13 protein-coding genes and 1 pseudogene are annotated in these 16,252 nt (G+C 71.5%); 5 read left to right on the top strand and 9 right to left on the bottom strand.

Going from position 1 to position 16,252, the window contains the following annotated elements; all coding sequences use genetic code 11:
* Nucleotides 1-12 precede the first annotated feature (12 nt).
* The 6 genes and pseudogenes from iolD to NNW99_RS24480 form a co-directional block, all read right to left on the bottom strand.
* Nucleotides 13-1,890 carry a 3D-(3,5/4)-trihydroxycyclohexane-1,2-dione acylhydrolase (decyclizing) gene (gene iolD, locus NNW99_RS24505; protein ID WP_215121276.1) on the bottom strand — a complete coding sequence of 626 codons (1,878 nt, stop codon included), beginning with the start codon at nt 1,888-1,890 and terminating at the stop codon, nt 13-15.
* Nucleotides 1,891-1,901: 11 nt separating this feature from the next.
* Nucleotides 1,902-2,018: pseudogene (locus NNW99_RS24500) on the bottom strand (5-deoxy-glucuronate isomerase); the annotation flags it as partial.
* A 91-nt stretch (nt 2,019-2,109) separates the two neighbouring features.
* A complete protein-coding gene (locus NNW99_RS24495) occupies nt 2,110-2,991 on the bottom strand; it encodes a deoxyribose-phosphate aldolase (protein ID WP_215121275.1) in 882 nt (293 codons plus the stop codon).
* Complete coding sequence (gene iolC / locus NNW99_RS24490) at nt 2,988-3,938, bottom strand: 5-dehydro-2-deoxygluconokinase (protein WP_215121274.1); 951 nt, start codon at nt 3,936-3,938, stop codon at nt 2,988-2,990. Before iolC ends, NNW99_RS24495 begins: the two co-directional genes overlap by 4 nt.
* A 140-nt stretch (nt 3,939-4,078) precedes the next feature.
* Nucleotides 4,079-4,492, bottom strand: a complete 414-nt coding sequence (locus tag NNW99_RS24485; protein ID WP_215121273.1) for a cupin — start codon at nt 4,490-4,492, stop codon at nt 4,079-4,081.
* A gap of 24 nt (nt 4,493-4,516) precedes the next feature.
* Nucleotides 4,517-5,413, bottom strand: a complete 897-nt coding sequence (locus NNW99_RS24480; protein ID WP_215121272.1) for an alpha/beta hydrolase — start codon at nt 5,411-5,413, stop codon at nt 4,517-4,519.
* Between the two features lie 96 nt (nt 5,414-5,509).
* On the opposite strand from NNW99_RS24480, the gene NNW99_RS24475 reads away from it, so the two are divergent.
* The gene (locus tag NNW99_RS24475) at nt 5,510-6,553 is read left to right on the top strand and encodes a CdaR family transcriptional regulator (protein ID WP_215121271.1); all 1,044 of its coding nucleotides are present in this window, start codon (nt 5,510-5,512) and stop codon (nt 6,551-6,553) included.
* A gap of 238 nt (nt 6,554-6,791) precedes the next feature.
* The gene (locus NNW99_RS24470; RefSeq protein WP_215121270.1) at nt 6,792-6,992 is read left to right on the top strand and encodes an AlpA family transcriptional regulator; all 201 of its coding nucleotides are present in this window, start codon (nt 6,792-6,794) and stop codon (nt 6,990-6,992) included.
* A gap of 105 nt (nt 6,993-7,097) precedes the next feature.
* Here the strand turns inward: NNW99_RS24470 and NNW99_RS24465 are convergent, their stop codons facing one another.
* Together NNW99_RS24465 and NNW99_RS24460 are read right to left on the bottom strand one after the other, a co-directional pair.
* Entirely contained in the window at nt 7,098-8,141 is a 1,044-nt protein-coding gene (locus NNW99_RS24465; protein ID WP_215121269.1) for a zinc-dependent alcohol dehydrogenase family protein, read from the bottom strand.
* A gap of 159 nt (nt 8,142-8,300) precedes the next feature.
* Nucleotides 8,301-10,523, bottom strand: a complete 2,223-nt coding sequence (locus tag NNW99_RS24460; RefSeq protein ID WP_215121268.1) for an MMPL family transporter — start codon at nt 10,521-10,523, stop codon at nt 8,301-8,303.
* Nucleotides 10,524-10,776: 253 nt separating this feature from the next.
* Between NNW99_RS24460 and NNW99_RS24455 the strand changes: the two genes are divergently transcribed.
* From NNW99_RS24455 to NNW99_RS24445, 3 genes are all read left to right on the top strand, one after another.
* Complete coding sequence (locus NNW99_RS24455) at nt 10,777-11,409, top strand: TetR/AcrR family transcriptional regulator (RefSeq protein ID WP_215124442.1); 633 nt, start codon at nt 10,777-10,779, stop codon at nt 11,407-11,409.
* Between the two features lie 95 nt (nt 11,410-11,504).
* Nucleotides 11,505-11,744 carry a heavy-metal-associated domain-containing protein gene (locus NNW99_RS24450; protein WP_215121267.1) on the top strand — a complete coding sequence of 80 codons (240 nt, stop codon included), beginning with the start codon at nt 11,505-11,507 and terminating at the stop codon, nt 11,742-11,744.
* A gap of 162 nt (nt 11,745-11,906) precedes the next feature.
* On the top strand, nt 11,907-14,183 hold the full coding sequence (locus NNW99_RS24445) for a cation-translocating P-type ATPase (protein WP_215121266.1): 2,277 nt from the start codon (nt 11,907-11,909) through the stop codon (nt 14,181-14,183).
* 630 nt (nt 14,184-14,813) lie between these two features.
* Here NNW99_RS24445 and NNW99_RS24440 read toward each other — a convergent pair.
* Nucleotides 14,814-16,103, bottom strand: coding sequence for a citrate synthase (locus NNW99_RS24440; RefSeq protein ID WP_215121265.1), 1,290 nt, complete (start codon nt 16,101-16,103; stop codon nt 14,814-14,816).
* Nucleotides 16,104-16,252: the final 149 nt, after the last annotated feature.

Here is a 16,252-nt window from a genome sequence, read left to right as displayed (position 1 = left end):
CCGGGAACTCCTTCACAGATGGCGGCGTCGGGTGGAGACGTGCCGTTCGTACAGCTCACGTGCCTTGACCGCGGACGGCCGTGTCGCGGTCTCGGCCACAGGTACATCCCACCAGGCCTGGGCGGGAGGCGCGCCCGACACTGTGTCTGCCGTTTGGGTCTCGACGTAGACACATGTGGGAGTGTCGGCGGCCCGGGCCTGAGCGAGGGCCTCGCGCAGGTCCCGTACGGTCTTCGCGCGCAGCACGCGCATGCCGAGGCTGGCCGCGTTGGCGGCGAGGTCCACGGGCAGGGGCGACCCGGTGTAGGCGCCGTCCTCGGAGGGGTAGCGGTAGGCGGTGCCGAAGCGCTCGCCGCCGACCGACTCGGACAGACCGCCGATGGACGCGTAGCCGTGGTTCTGGATGATCAGGACCTTGATCGCGATGCCCTCCTGCACGGCCGTGACGATCTCGGTCGGCATCATCAGATACGTGCCGTCGCCGACCAGCGCCCACACGGGCCGGTCGGGCGCGGCCAGCTTCACGCCGATCGCGGCCGGGATCTCATAGCCCATGCAGGAGTAGCCGTACTCCAGGTGGTACTGGTCCTGCGAGCGCGTCCGCCACAGTTTGTGCAGGTCGCCGGGGAGGGAACCGGCGGCGTTGATGAGGATGTCCGACTCGTCGGCGAGTTCGTCGAGGGCGCCGAGGACCTGCGGCTGGGTGGGGCGGGTGTCCGGTTCGTCCACCTCGTAGCAGGCGTCGACGCGCTGCTCCCAGCGCTCCTTGTCCTCGGTGTACTCGGTGGCGTAGGAAGCGGCGACGCGGTGGGCGTGCGTGCGGAGGGCGTCGGTGAGTTCCGTCAGGGCGCTGCGGGCGTCGGCGACGAGGGGGTGCCCGGCGAGCTTGTGGCCGTCGTAGGGGGCGATGTTGAGGTTCAGGAAACGGACGTCCGGGTTCGCGAAGAGCGTGCCGGAGGCCGTCGTGAAGTCGGTGTAGCGGGTGCCGACGCCTATCACCAGGTCGGCGGTGCGGGCGAGTTCGTCGGCCGTGGCCGTGCCGGTGTGGCCGATGCCGCCGACGTCCTGGGGGTGGTCGTGGCGCAGGGAGCCCTTGCCGGCCTGGGTGGAGGCGACCGGGATGCCCGTGGCCCCGGCGAACTCGGCGAGTGCCGCCTCGGCGCGGCTGTGGTGGACGCCGCCGCCCGCGACGACCAGGGGCCTCGCCGCCGCGCGGATGATCCGTACCGCCTCGGCGAGTTCCGTCGGGTCGGCGCCGGGACGCCGTACGGTCCAGACGCGCTCGGCGAAGAACTCCTCGGGCCAGTCGTACGCCTCGGCCTGCACGTCCTGGGGCAGGGCGAGGGTGACGGCGCCGGTCTCGACGGGGTCGGTGAGGACGCGCATCGCGTTCAGGGCGGAGGGGATCAGGGCCTCCGGCCGGGTGATGCGGTCGAAGTACCTCGACACCGGGCGCAGGCAGTCGTTGACCGACACATCGCCCGCGTACGGCACTTCGAGCTGCTGCAGGACCGGGTCGGCGGGGCGGGTCGCGAACACGTCCCCGGGCAGGAGCAGCACCGGCAGGTGGTTGATGGTCGCGAGGGCGGCGCCGGTGACGAGGTTGGTGGCGCCCGGGCCGATGGACGTCGTCACCGCGTGCATGGACAGGCGGTCGGACTGGCGGGCGTAGCCGACCGCGGCGTGCACCATGGCCTGTTCGTTGCGGCCCTGGTGGTACGGCATCTCCTCGGGGTACTCCAGGAGCGCCTGGCCGATGCCGGCGACGTTGCCGTGGCCGAAGATGCCCCAGGTGGCGCCGATGAGCCGCTGCCGTACGCCGTCACGCTCGGTGTACTGGGCGGACAGGAAGCGCACGAGCGCCTGTGCGACCGTCAGCCTCGTGGTCATCGGCGTGCCTCCCGCCTCACGTAGGGGACCTCCGGCGCGGGGCCGTAGCGGGCGGGGAGTTGTCGCTCGCTCTTCGCTCCTGCCAAAGCAAAGCGGCCTCCCGCGCCGGAGGCGATCTGGGCCCGGGCGTGCGCGCACACGCTCTCCCCGCCCGGGAAGGGGGAGTTCTCCTTGAGGCTTTCCTTGAGGACGTGCGGCTCACTGGTCATGACGCGGCCCTCACAGCAGTCCGACGGCGGTGTCCACGGCGGCGGCCACATCACCGTCCGCCGGGTACAGCAGCGAACGGCCGACCACCAGCCCGCGCACGGTGGGCAGTTGCAGCGCGCCGCGCCACTTCTCGTACGCCCCGTCCTGATCGTCGCCCACCTCCCCGCCGAGCAGTACGGCGGGCAGCGTGGAGGCCGCCATGACCTCGGCCATGTCGTCGGGGTTCGCGGTGACCGGCACCTTCAGCCAGGTGTAGGCCGAACTGCCGCCGAGGCCCGAGGCGATGGCGATCGACTTGGTGACGGCCTCGGCGGAGAGGTCGTTGCGCAGCCGGCCCGTCTCGTCGCGGCGGGAGATGAACGGCTCGACGAAGACGGGCAGCCGCCGGGCGGCCATGGCGTCGACGGCCCGGGCGGTGGACTCCAGGGTGGTGAGGGAGCCCGGGTCGTCGTAGTCGATGCGCAGGAGCAGCTTGCCCGCGTCGAAGCCGAGGCGCTCGATGTCCTCGGGGCGGTGGCCGGTGAAGCGGTCGTCGAGTTCGAAGCGCGCGCCCTGGAGGCCGCCGCGGTTCATCGAGCCGAGGACGACCTTGCCGTCGAGGGCGCCGAGCAGCAGCAGGTCGTCGAGGATGTCGGCGGTGGCGAGGACGCCGTCCACGCCGGGGCGGGACAGGGCCAGGCAGAGGCGTTCGAGGAGGTCGGCGCGGTTGGCCATGGCCATGCTGCGGCCGCCGACGCCGAGTGCGCCGCGGGCCGGGTGGTCGGCGGCGACGATCATCAGCCGACCGTTGTCGTTCAGCAGGGGCCTGCGGGGGCGGCGGGCGGCGGCCTCGGCGATGGCCTCCGGGCGGTGGCTGCGCAGGCGGACGAGTTCGGAGACGTCGACGGTCACTTGACGGCCCCCGCGGTGACGGCCGCCTCGATCTCGGCCGGGGTAGGCATCGCGGAGGAGCACTCCAGGCGGGAGGCGACGATGGCACCGGCGGCGTTGGCGTGCCGCATGGTCTTCTCCAGGTCCCAGCCGGCCAGGAGGCCGTGGACCAGGGAGCCGCCGAACGCGTCGCCGGCACCGAGGCCGTTGAGGACGTTCACGGGCAGCGGCGGGACCTCGGCGCTCTCGCCCTGGCGGTTGACGGCCAGGACGCCCTTGGGGCCCTGCTTGACGACTGCCAGTTCGACGCCCGCGTCGAGGAGGGCGCGGGCGGCGGCGTGGGGTTCGCGCACGCCCGTGGCGACCTCCACCTCGTCGAGGTTGCCGACCGCGACGGTGGTGTGGCGCAGGGCCTCCGCGTAGAAGGGGCGGGCCGCCTCGGGGTCCTGCCAGAACATCGGGCGCCAGTCCAGGTCGAAGACCGTCGTGCCGGACTTGGCGCGGTGGGCGAGGGCCGCGAGGGTCGCCGTACGGCTCGGCTCCTCGCTCAGGCCCGTGCCGGTGACCCAGAAGACGCGGGCTTCGCTGAGGGCGTCGAGGTCGAGGTCGTGGGCGTCGATCTCCAGGTCGGGGGCCTTGGGGCGGCGGTAGAAGTACAGCGGGAAGTCGTCCGGCGGGAAGACCTCGCAGAAGGTGACCGGGGTGGGCAGACCGGGGACCGGGGTGACCCAGCGGTCGTCCACGCCGAAGTCCCTCAGGGCCTCGTGGAGATAGGTGCCGAAGGGGTCGTCGCCGGTACGCGTGATCACCGCGGTCCGCCGTCCCAGGCGGGCCGCGGCGACCGCGACGTTCGTCGCCGAGCCGCCGAGGAACTTGCCGAAGGACGTGACCTGCGGCAGCGGGACGCCCGTCTGGAGCGGATACAGATCCACTCCGATCCGCCCCATGGTGATCAGGTCGTACGCCATCGGATACCCCTCGGTGTCGGCTCTCCCCGGTGTTGTAGCCCCCTTCGCGAAGCCCTGTCAATGTTTTGTCCGGACATTCGGACCAGATCATGACAGCGCTTTCCGCGTGTCCTGGTCCGGGTCCCACGGTTCCGTGGGGTTCAGGCCTCGATGCCGGTCCGCTTCTCCAGGCGGCTGCCGCGCGGCAGGGTGACGGACATGATGTCGCTGGGGGCGTCGAGGGCGATGCGGTGCCAGCGGCCTCGCGGCACGATGACCGCGGTTCCTGCCGTCAGCTTGATCTCGTCCGCCAGGGCCTCGTCGGCCTCATCGGCCTCCGGCCGTTCGGGGCGGAGGTAGAGGCGTATTCCGCCGGTGAGACAGGAGACGACCTCATCGGCCGCGGTGTGGATCTCCCAGTGGTCGCCGTGCACATCGGCGTCGGTCTCCACATGGAAGGTCATCAGCTGCCAGCCCTCCCGCCCGGGGTCGAACACGGGCCGCTCGGCGCGCACCCGGCCGTCGCCGTCGAGGTGGAGGAAGGAGCCGAAGAGATCGATCGGGGTGACGGTCATGTCAGGGATGTCCTTTCAGTCGGTTCACTCGGCCAGGGCGCGGCGCAGGGACGCGGTGAGTTCGGCGATCTGCCGCTGGGAGATGTCGGCGGAGATGATCGCCTGGGAGCCGTGGAAGGTGCCGGACCACTGGTGCAGCTCGACGGGGACGCCCGCCTGGAGCAGGCGCAGGGCGTACTCGATGCCCTCGTCACGGGCAGGGCACAGCTCCGCGGTCGCGAGGTAGGCGGGCGGCAGGCCCGACAGGTCGGTGGCCCGCGCCGGTGCGGCGTACGGCGTGGCGGGCCGGGAGCCCAGGTAGTGCCGCCATGCCGCGGCGGTCTTGTCGCGGTTCATCCAGGGCGTGTCGGTGAAGTTCCGCTGCGACCAGGTCTCCTGCCGGTCGTCGAGCCCTGGCTGGTTGAGCAGTTGGAAGCGGATCCGCGGCCCCTGCTCGTCCCGGGCCCGCAGGGCGAGCGCGGCCGCGAGGTTCCCACCGGCGCTGTGCCCTCCGACCGCGATCCGCTCCGGGTCGACGCCGAGTTCGGACGCGTGCTCCGCCGTCCAGGCCAGTACGGCGTACGCGTCGTCGAGGGCGGCCGGGTACGGGTTCTCGGGGGCCAGGCGGTACCCCACCGAGACGACCACCGCCCCCGAGCCCTCGGCGATCCGGGCGGCCCACGGGTGCTCGGTGTCCACATCGCCCATCACGAATCCGCCGCCGTGCATCCAGATGAGGGCGCCCTGCGCCTGCTGCGGACGGTAGACCCGGACGGGCACGTCCGGGTCGGCCGGAACCAGACGGCCCTCGACCTCCATACCGGAGGTGTCGGGCGCCGGCACCGCGGTGGCCAGTTCGGCGAAGCTCTTGCGCTCGACGACCGGGTCGGTCAGGTCGGCGCGGGGGAACAACGGGATGAATGCCTCGAGTTCAGGGTCCATACCGGTCATCCTGACCGTCCACCGACCCCCGGGGCATCCGCCAACTGTCGCTCATACAGCCCCTGTTGCGCGCCGATCGGCGCCTATCCTCGGGCCATGGAGGCATTGGCCGTACGACTGTCACAGCTGGACACGCAGGTCGAGGGCGCGATACGCGTCGTGATGTTCTACGACACCCTGATGCGCCGTCGCGTGGACCTCCCGGCTCTGGCCCGGGCCTCGGCGGGACTGGCCGAATGCGTGGCCGGGATCCGGCTGCACGGCACGGGGCGGGCCGTCCGCGTAGCGCCCGACGGCCGGGAGGTCTCCGCCCCGTCGGCACCGGCTTCCACCACGGCGCCGATCACCCTCGACGAGGAGGAGATCGGCACGGTGTGGCTGGAGCGGCCGGGGCCCGTCCTGCCGCTCGACGAGGTACTGCTGGACCGCCTCGCCCTCGCCGCCGCCGCGGTCGTCGAGCGCTACGGGCCCGCCCGCACCACCATGGCCGACCCCGCTCTCGTCGAACTGGCCGTCAGCTCCGACTGCGACGAGGCCGGCAGAGCCCGGGCACTGCGGCTCCTGGGATTCGCCGCCGATCTGCCGGTCCGTGTCGTCGCCGTACGGTCGCCCCTTCCGCTCGACCGGATCGGCGCCCTGCTCTGCCCGTCCCGCCCGGTGAAGGCGGCGCCGGTCGGCGACGTGGGCGTCGTCCTGGCCACCACGGTGGACCGGGAGAGTTTCCCGCGTGGCGTGCGCGCGGGCATCGGCACCGCCGACAGCCCCGACCGGTCCTGGCAACAGGCCCGCACCGCCCTCCGCTTCACCACTCCACGCCGCCCGGTCGTCGACCACGACAGCCTGGGAGCGCTGGCCCTGCTCGCCCAAGTACCCCCAGCCGCCCTGCGGGACAACGCCGACGTGGCCGCGATCGCCCGAGTCGCCGAGGCCCCGGAAGACCTGGAGACCCTGGACGCCTACTGCGCCACCGGCTCCCTGCGCCGGGCCGCCGATCTGCTCCATCTGCACCACAGCAGCGTCGCCCGCCGGCTCGAGCAGATCGGAAAGACCCTGGGCATCGAACTCACCGAGCCCGCAGGTCTGTTGCGTGCCGGTCTCGCCCTCACGACGTGGCGGCTGCTGGACGGCCTCGACGGCTAGACCACGTCCGCGACGGTCCGCAAGGGCGCCTTTGCCCCGGCTGTGTCACAAACACCCGCTTCCTGTCACACGTGTCGCGAGGACGCGGGCCTTCCGTCACACCTGGCACACAGGCCCTGCCCGCTGTCGCCGGATGTCGTTGGACCCGGGACAGGCTTTGTTGATCGCCAGCGCGACGCCCGGCTCCCCCGGACGGCCCTCCCGCCGTCCCCGTGGCCCGCGCGGGGAGGTGCATGTCATGACCGACCGAAAGCTCTGGTCCTACAAGGAGATCGCGGCACACATCAAGGTGCAGCCGGACACCGTGCGGTCCTACCGCAAGCACGGTCTGCTGCCGCCGCCCGACCATGTCGAGAGCGGCAAGCCCTACTGGTACGCCGACACGGTCCGGGCCTGGGTCGCCTCCAGGCCCGGCAACCGCGGACGAAGAGACGACTGACCGACCTCGCGCACCGACTATCCGATCTCGCGCACCGATCCCGTGCCCCACCCTCGCGTGGGGCACGGTCGTCTGTCCCCCCCCCTCTCCTCCAAGCAAAAGGCGTCAGCCCCACGGCTCGATGACCGTGGCCCCCGCTCCCGGTGCCGTCCCCATCGCCGCCAGCGCGGACGGGACCTCGTCCAGCGTGATCGTGGACGTCACCAGCAGATCGGGGCGCAGCACACCGCCGCGGACCAGCTCCAGCATCGGCGGGTAGCTGTGCGCCGCCATGCCGTGGCTGCCGAGGAGTTCCAGCTCCAAGGCGATGGCGCGGGCCATCGGGACGGGCGTCGTGCCCGTCGGCGAGGGCAGCAGACCGACCTGGACGTGCCGGCCACGGCGGCGCAGGCCGTTGATCGAGGCGGCGCAGGTGGCCGGTGAGCCGAGGGCGTCGAGCGAGAGGTGGGCGCCGCCGCCGGTCAGGTCGCGGACCGCCGCCGCGGTGTCCGGCACGGCAGTCGCGTCCAGGCACCGCGCGGCCCCGAACTTCCTTGCCAGGTCCAGTGCCTGGGCCGACACGTCGACGGCCACGACCCGCGCTCCCGACGCCGCCGCGATCATCACCGCCGAGAGCCCGACCCCGCCGCAGCCGTGCACCGCGACCCACTCCCCCGCCGCGAGACGCCCCTGCCGCACCACCGCCCGGTAGGCGGTGGCGAACCGGCAGCCGAGGGAGGCCGCCGTCGCGAAGGACAACTCCTCGGGCAGCGCCACGAGGTTCACATCGGCGTGGTCCAGCGCCACGTACTCGGCGAAGGACCCCCAGTGCGTGAAGCCGGGCTGGGTCTGGCGCTCGCACACCTGATGGTCGCCCGCCGCGCAGGACGGGCAGGTGCCGCAGGCGCAGATGAACGGCACCGTGACCCGGTCGCTGGGCCGCCACCCGGTCACCCGGGCGCCCACCGCCTCGACGACACCGGCGAGTTCATGCCCGGGCACATGCGGCAGTGCGATGTCCGGGTCGTGGCCCTGCCAGCCGTGCCAGTCGCTCCGGCACAGGCCGGTGGCCTCGACCCGCACGACGACCCCGTGCTCCGCGGGCTCCGGATCGGCGACCTCCCGCACCTCGGCCGTCTCCCCGTACCGCTCGAACACCACGGCCCGCATGATCCACCCGCCTTCTCGTCCACGCCCGGTTTCCGTTCATGCCCGGTTTCCGTTCATGCCCGGCTCGCGCCTGTCCGGCATTCGCGCGGCCCGGGACCTCGCGCTGCCTGGGCCTTCGCGCTGCCCGGGATCCCGAGGTGCTCCTACCTCCCCGGGCGATCAAGCATGCGACGCCCCGACCTTGTCTCTGGCCGCCTCTTCCGCCGACTCCTCCTCCTTCGCCGGCCCCGATTCGCCCTCGCTCAGGCCGAAGCGCTCGTGGAAGCGGCGCAGCGGGCCCGGGGCCCACCAGGTCGCGCGGCCCGTGAGGCGCATGACCGCCGGGACCAGGAGGCTGCGGACGATCATCGCGTCCATCAGGACCGCCAGCGCGATGCCCAGGCCGAGCATCTTGGTGTTGGTCACCCGGGAGGTGCCGATCGCGACCATGACCACGGCCAGGATGACCGCCGCCGCGGTGATCAGCCCGCCCGTGCGCGCCAGGCCGTGCCGGACGGCCTGGTCGTGGTCGCCGGTGTGGTCGTACTCCTCCTTGATGCGGGAGAGCAGGAACACCCCGTAGTCCATGGACAGGCCGAAGGCCACACAGAACATCAGGACCGGCAGGGTCGTCTCGATGGAGCCGGGACTGGTGAAGCCGAGCAGGCCGGACAGATGGCCGTCCTGGAAGACCCAGACGACCGCGCCGAACATGGCCGTCAGGCTGAGCGCGTTGAGCACGACCGCCTGGATCGGTATCAGCACGCTGCCCGTGAGGAGGAAGACCAGGAGCAGGGTGACGACGGTGATGAAGACGGCGGCGAGCGGCAGGCGCTCCCCTATGGCGTCCTTGGAGTCGACCAGGACGGCCGCCATGCCGGTCACCTCGGTATCGAAGGGGGCCCGGAGGTCGCGCAGTTCACCGACGAGGCGCTGGGCCGGATCGTCGACGGCCTCGCCCTTCGGCAGCACCGTGAAGTACGCCGAGTCGCCCTTCACCAGCGGCCCGTCGACCCGCTGCACATCGGGCAGTTCGGCGATCCGCTCCTTGTAGGCGCCGTACTGCGCCTCGGTCGCGCGGCCCTGGGCGAGCACTTCGAGGCCGCCGTCGGGGCTGCCGGGGAAGCCGTCCCGGATGTGCTGCTGCACGACATGGGACTCGGAGGTCGAGGGCAGCTGGCGGTCGTCGGCGGTGCCGAACTTCACGCCCAGGAAGGGCAGTCCGAGCAGGACGAGGACGGCTGTGGTGCCCAGGGCGAAGAAGGGAGCGCGGCGCATCACGAGCGTCGCCGTGCGTGCCCAGGCTCTGCCCTCTTCCCCGGCGGGCTCGGGCCGGTGTCCACGCCGGAACACGCGGCGCAGATCCCAGGCGTTGACCCGGTGCCCGAGCAGGATCAGCGCCGCCGGGAGCAGGATCAGCGCCGCCGCCGCGGCCAGCAGCACCACGGCGATCCCGGCGTAGGCGAAGGACCGCAGGAAGTACTGCGGGAAGACCAGCATCGCGGCCAGGGACACCGCGACCGTGAGGGCGGAGAACAGCACAGTGCGTCCGGCGGTGCGCAGGGTGGTGCCGATCGCCGTCAGGGGCTCGGCGCCCGCCGACAGTTCCTCGCGGTAGCGGCGGACGATGAACAGCGCGTAGTCGATGGCGAGGCCGAGACCGAGGGCCGTGGTGAGGTTGATCGCGAACACGGACACGTCGGTGAGCTCGGTGAGGCCGCGCAGGATGGCGTTGGTCCCGAGGATGGCGACGATGCCGATGCCGAGCGGCAGCAGGGCCGCGACCGCGCTGCCGAAGACCATCACCAGCAGCACGAGCGTCACCGGCAGGGCGATGAGCTCGGCCCGGGTCAGGTCCTCCTGGATGACCGTCTGCATCTCGTGCCGCACGGCGACCGGGCCGCCGACGGTGACCTCCACCGGGCCGTGCGCCCCGCGGTAGTGGGGCGCGATGCGCTCCAGGGTCTCGGCGGCGGTCTTCTCGTCGCCGGTGATACGGGCGGCTATCAGCGCCTCGTGGCCGTCCTCGGCGCGCAGGGCCGGGGTGCCGGACTGCCAGTAGGAGCCGATGCCGGTGACGCCCCGCTCGCCCGCCAGCCGGGCGGCGAGGCGCTCGGCCTGTGCGGCGACGGACGGATCGTCGACCGAGGCGTCGCCCGCGTCGACCAGGAGCAGCAGGTTGGGCTGGGAGCCGGGGAACTCGCGCTCCAGGGCCTTGGTCGCACGGGTGGACTCGGCGGCCGGATCCTCCCAGCCGCCGGCGCCGAGCCGGTCGGCGACGCCGCTGCCGGCCAGCACCGCGAGCGCGGTGATCACCAGTGCCACCAGCAGCGACAGTCTGGGCCTCGCGGTGACGAAACGGGTCCAGCCGCCGACGCGTGGTGGTGTGTTGACTTCGGTCATCGTGCGGTGTCCCCTTCACCGTGACCCGTGTCCAGGCGCAGCCTGACAGCACGGGGCTGCCATAGACTGGCAAACACGAGAGTTCGCTCGCATTTCTGCCGACTCCAGAATGCGAGCGCCCACTCGCGTTTGTCAATCGCGTGATGAGACCTGGGGATAACGCGTGCCCGAGAAGACCGAGAAACCCGCGACGGAGACGACCGAGGCGGCGGAGACGGCGGAAACGGCGGAGCCGACGGAGACGGCGACGGAGATGACGGAGACGGCCGAGGACCGGCCGCGCCGTCGCCAGGCCCGCGGCGAGCGCCGGATCACCCAGCTGCTCGAAGCCGCCGCCACGGTCTTCTCCACGACCGGCTACACGGCCGCCAGCACCAACGCCATCGCCCGCGAGGCAGGCGTATCGCCGGGCACGCTGTACCAGTTCTTCCCGAACAAGGAAGCGATCGCGATCGAGCTGGGCGGGCGGCTCATGCACGAGATGCGGCAGTCGTACGACGAGATCCTCACCCCGATCGACCCCGCGGCCACGCCGATCGACGAGGTGATCGCCGGGACGGTCGACCGCTTCATCGACTTCAACTGCCGCCACCCGGCCTTCTTCGCGCTGATGCACGGCCCCGACATCCCGGGCCGCATCGCCGAGGAGCACGACGCGCTGCACACGACCCTGGTCGCCCGGGTCGAGACGATCCTCGCGCCGTTCGTGCCCGACGTGCCCGCCTCCGCCGTCACCCGCACCGCCCGGATGTGCGTCGGCATCTACATGGCGGGCCTGGAGCTGATCCTGGCCCACGAGGGCGACGAGCGGGAGGCGTACGTCCAGGAGCTGAAGGACGTCCTGCTGCGCTACCTGCGCCCCCTGGCCGAGGGCGTCGCGCACTGATACCCCGGACCGATACCCCCTAGGGGTACAGTGGGGAGGTGTGCGGGTCCCCATGGGGCCCCACAGCCCCACATGCCTCGACGAGGAGTAACGACATGACCGCCCAGACCGACACCACGGGCCCCGTCACCACCGTCTACAAGGTGAGCGGCATGAGCTGCGGACACTGCGAGGGCGCCGTCTCCGGCGAGATCTCCGAGATCTCCGGCGTCAGTTCGGTGACGGCCGTCGCCAAGACCGGCGAGGTCACCGTCGTCTCCGCGGCCCCTCTTGAGGACGAGGCCGTACGCGCCGCCGTCGACGAGGCGGGCTTCGAGCTGGCCGGCCGGGCCTGACCCCCGCCCCCTGACGAGAGCCGGGCCCAGAGCCCGCAGTCCAGGTCTGAGACGCTCCAGACCTGGCACTCGTACCGACGTACGGGCCGTACAGCCGCCGCCCCGGCCCGTACGGCCCGTTCCGCTTTCCCGGGCACCCCGCCACCTCCTGGAGTGAAGGACATGACCAGCACCACCGCCCAGGCGCCGCCGGACCGCGAGCCGGCGGCCGCCGAGGTCGAGCTGCTCATCGGCGGGATGACCTGCGCCTCCTGCGCGGCCCGCGTCGAGAAGAAGCTCAACCGCATGGACGGCGTCACGGCCACGGTGAACTACGCGACGGAGAAGGCCAGGGTCAGCTACCCCGCGGGCACCGAGGTCGCCGATCTGATCGCCACCGTGGTGAAGACCGGCTACACCGCCGAGGAGCCCGCGCCCCCGCCCGTGGAGGAACCCGCCGCCGGGAAGGACCCCGCCACCCGGCAGGATCCCGCCACCGAGACGACGGACCCCGAGCTGTCGGCCCTGCGCCGCCGCCTGCTCGTCTCCGCCGCCCTCGCGGTGCCCGTCGTCCTGCTGGCGATGATCCCGGCCCTCCAGTTCGACAACTGGCAGTGGCTCTCGCTCACCCTCGCCGCGCCGGTCGTCGTCTGGGGCGGACTGCCCTTCCACCGGGCCGCCTGGACGAACGCCCGGCACGGCGCCGCCACCATGGACACGCTGGTCTGTCTCGGCACCCTGGCGGCGTTCGGCTGGTCCCTGTGGGCGCTGTTCCTCGGCGACGCGGGCATGCCGGGCATGCGGCACCCCTTCGAGCTCACGGTCTCGCGCGGCGACAGCGCCTCCCAGATCTATCTGGAGGTCGCCGCGGGTGTCACCGCCTTCATCCTGCTGGGCCGCTATCTGGAGGCCCGCTCCAAGCGCCGCGCCGGGGCCGCGCTCCGGGCGCTGCTGGAGCTGGGCGCCAAGGACGTGGCCGTCCTGCGGGACGGGCGCGAGGTGCGGATCCCGGCGCAGCGGCTCGCGGTCGGCGACCGGTTCGTCGTACGGCCCGGCGAGAAGATCGCCACCGACGGTACCGTGGTCGAGGGCGCGTCCGCGGTGGACGCCTCGATGCTGACCGGCGAGTCGGTCCCGGTGGACGTGACGGCCGGGGACACGGTCACCGGCGCGACGGTCAACGCCGGTGGCCGGCTGGTCGTCGAGGCCACCCGTGTCGGCGCCGACACGCAGCTCGCGCGGATGGCGAAGCTGGTGGAGGACGCCCAGAACGGCAAGGCCGAGGTGCAGCGGCTCGCCGACCGGATCTCCGGGATCTTCGTGCCGGTGGTCCTGCTGATCGCCGTCGCCACGGCCGGGGCGTGGCTCGGGCTGACCGGCGACGGTGTCGCCGCCTTCACGGCCGCCGTCGCGGTGCTGATCATCGCCTGCCCGTGCGCGCTGGGCCTGGCCACGCCGACCGCCCTGATGGTCGGCACGGGCCGCGGCGCCCAGCTCGGCATCCTCATCAAGGGCCCGGAGGTCCTGGAGTCCACGCGCCGGATCGACACCGTCGTCCTGGACAAGACCGGCACGGTCACCACGGGCCGGATGACCCTCCAGGAGGTGTACGTCGCCGAGGGCGCCGACGAGAAGGAGGTGCTGCGGCTCGCGGGCGCCGTCGAGCACGCCTCCGAGCACCCCGTCGCGCGGGCGATCGCGCGGGGCGCCGAGGAGAGGGCCGGACGGCTCCCGGAGGTCGAGGAGTTCCGGAGTGTTCCCGGGCGGGGCGCACGCGGGCGCGTGGAGGGCCGTGAGGTCGCCGTGGGGCGGCTCTTCGACGACGTACCGCCGGAGCTGGCCCGCGCGCGGGACGAGGCCGAGCGCGCCGGTCGTACGGCCGTCCTGGCCGGCTGGGACGGGACGGCGCGGGCCGTGCTGGCCGTGGCGGACGCGGTCAAGGAGACCAGCGCCGAGGCCGTGCGCGAGCTGCGCGCGCTGGGGCTCACGCCGGTGCTGCTGACCGGGGACAACCGGGCCGTGGCCGAGACGGTGGCGAAGGCCGTGGGGATCGAGCAGGTGATCGCGGAGGTCCTGCCCGAGGACAAGGTCGACGCCGTACGGCGGCTGCGGGCCGAGGGACGGGTCGTCGCCATGGTGGGCGACGGCGTCAACGACGCGGCCGCGCTCGCCACCGCCGATCTGGGACTGGCCATGGGCACCGGCACGGACGCGGCAATCGAGGCGGGCGATCTGACGCTGGTGCGCGGCGATCTGCGGGTGGCCGCGGACGCGATCCGGCTGTCGCGCCGGACGCTGGCCACGATCAAGGGCAATCTCGTGTGGGCCTTCGGCTACAACGTGGCCGCGCTGCCGCTGGCCGCCGCGGGACTGCTCAACCCGATGATCGCGGGGGCCGCGATGGCCTTCTCGTCCGTCTTCGTCGTCACGAACAGTCTGCGGCTCCGGACATTCCGGTGAAGTCCCCTGAATTCGCCCTAAGTTCACGGCGAACCTGATATGAGCCCCTCTGGAGTCCCGGGCCCGGCTCACATAAGCTCTTCACAAGGCTCGCGCATCATCCTTACGCTTGAGTCCCGGGACGGCATTTCCGGGCTCTTGCGCAGCTAACGGACATATGCAAGAGACGCAGATCACAGTGATGTGAACGTAACCATCGAAGGGGTTCGAAGGTCTAAGTTGACGATGTCAGGGAGCGTCTTGGGGGGCGTGACCTGACATCTGGAGATGTCTTGGGGGACTTCTCCAGAGATGCGTTGCCGGGGCACGCACACCGGGAAGCTTTGAGCGGCCCTCCCGGACGTGCGCTGTCCCGGCAGATCGCACACAACAGAGGTACGACGAGTTTTGCTCGTTGTGCTCACAGCGATTCAGGCGCTGTCCTCACAGACGCCCGGCCGGATCCCGTGGGGGGAATCCGCACCGGGACTGGGAAGGCGCCCTGGCCGTCGGCCCGTGGGGGGACCGGCGTTCCGGGGCGCCTTCTTCATTGCGTAAGAAATCTTGTAAGAGATCCCCCTCCAGTGCTTACGCGAGAGCCCCCGCATCCGGCAGCCGGATGCGGGGGCTCTTGCGGTACGGCGACGCGCCTCAGCGGGCCTCGACGGGAACGAAGTCGCGCTCGACCACGCCCGTGTAGATCTGGCGCGGGCGGCCGATGCGGGAACCCGGCTCCTTGATCATCTCGTGCCACTGGGCGATCCAGCCCGGCAGCCGGCCGAGGGCGAACAGGACCGTGAACATCTCGGTCGGGAAGCCCATGGCCCGGTAGATCAGACCGGTGTAGAAGTCGACGTTCGGGTAGAGGCTGCGCTGGACGAAGTAGTCGTCGGAGAGCGCGTGCTCCTCCAGCTTCAGCGCGATGTCCAGCAGCTCGTCGGACTTGCCGAGCGCGGACAGCACGTCGTGCGCGGCGGCCTTGATGATCTTGGCGCGCGGGTCGAAGTTCTTGTAGACCCGGTGGCCGAAGCCCATCAGGCGGACGCCGTCCTCCTTGTTCTTCACCTTGCGGATGAAGGTGTCGACGTCGCCGCCGGAGTCGCGGATGCCCTCCAGCATCTCCAGCACCGACTGGTTGGCGCCGCCGTGCAGCGGGCCCCACAGGGCGTTGATACCGGCGGAGATCGAGGCGAACATGTTCGCCTGCGAGGAGCCGACCAGACGGACCGTGGAGGTCGAACAGTTCTGCTCGTGGTCCGCGTGCAGGATCAGCAGCTTGTCGAGCGCCGAGACCACGACCGGGTCCAGCTCGTACTCCTGCGCCGGGACCGAGAAGGTCATGCGGAGGAAGTTCTCGACGTAGCCGAGGTCGTTGCGCGGGTAGACGAACGGGTGACCGATCGACTTCTTGTACGCGTACGCCGCGATCGTCGGGAGCTTGGCGAGCAGCCGGATCGTGGAGAGGTTGCGCTGACGCTCGTCGAACGGGTTGTGGCTGTCCTGGTAGAACGTGGACAGCGCCGAGACGACCGAGGACAGCATGGCCATCGGGTGGGCGTCACGCGGGAAGCCCTTGTAGAAGTTCTTGACGTCCTCGTGCAGCAGGGTGTGCTGCGTGATGTCGTTCTTGAACGTCGAGAGCTCGTCGACGGTCGGCAGCTCGCCGTTGATCAGCAGGTAGGCGACCTCCAGGAAGGTGGAGCGCTCGGCCAGCTGCTCGATCGGGTACCCGCGGTACCGCAGGATGCCCGCTTCGCCGTCCAGGTAGGTAATGGCGGATTTGTACGCGGCGGTGTTGCCGTAACCGCTGTCCAGTGTCACCAGACCGGTCTGGGCGCGGAGCTTACCGATGTCGAAGCCCTTGTCCCCGACGGTGCTGTCGATCACCGGGTAGGTGTACTCGCCGTCGCCGTACCGCAGTACTACAGAGTTGTCGCTCACGTCTTCCCTCACCGACGTTGTGCCTCATCTTCGAGGTTGCCCTGACTGTCTCTACCATCCCCCACTTGGCTCAGGAGAGTGCACTCGGGGTCGACCATCGGGCCTATTGACGGCACTGAGTGCCGTCAACTTGCTCATCCTGCCCCCTG

Origin of the sequence: Streptomyces sp. CRCS-T-1 (assembly GCF_024442335.1) — a bacterium.
In the GTDB taxonomy this organism is placed as follows: domain Bacteria; phylum Actinomycetota; class Actinomycetes; order Streptomycetales; family Streptomycetaceae; genus Streptomyces; species Streptomyces koelreuteriae.
This window is presented reverse-complemented; position numbering and strand designations above follow the sequence as displayed.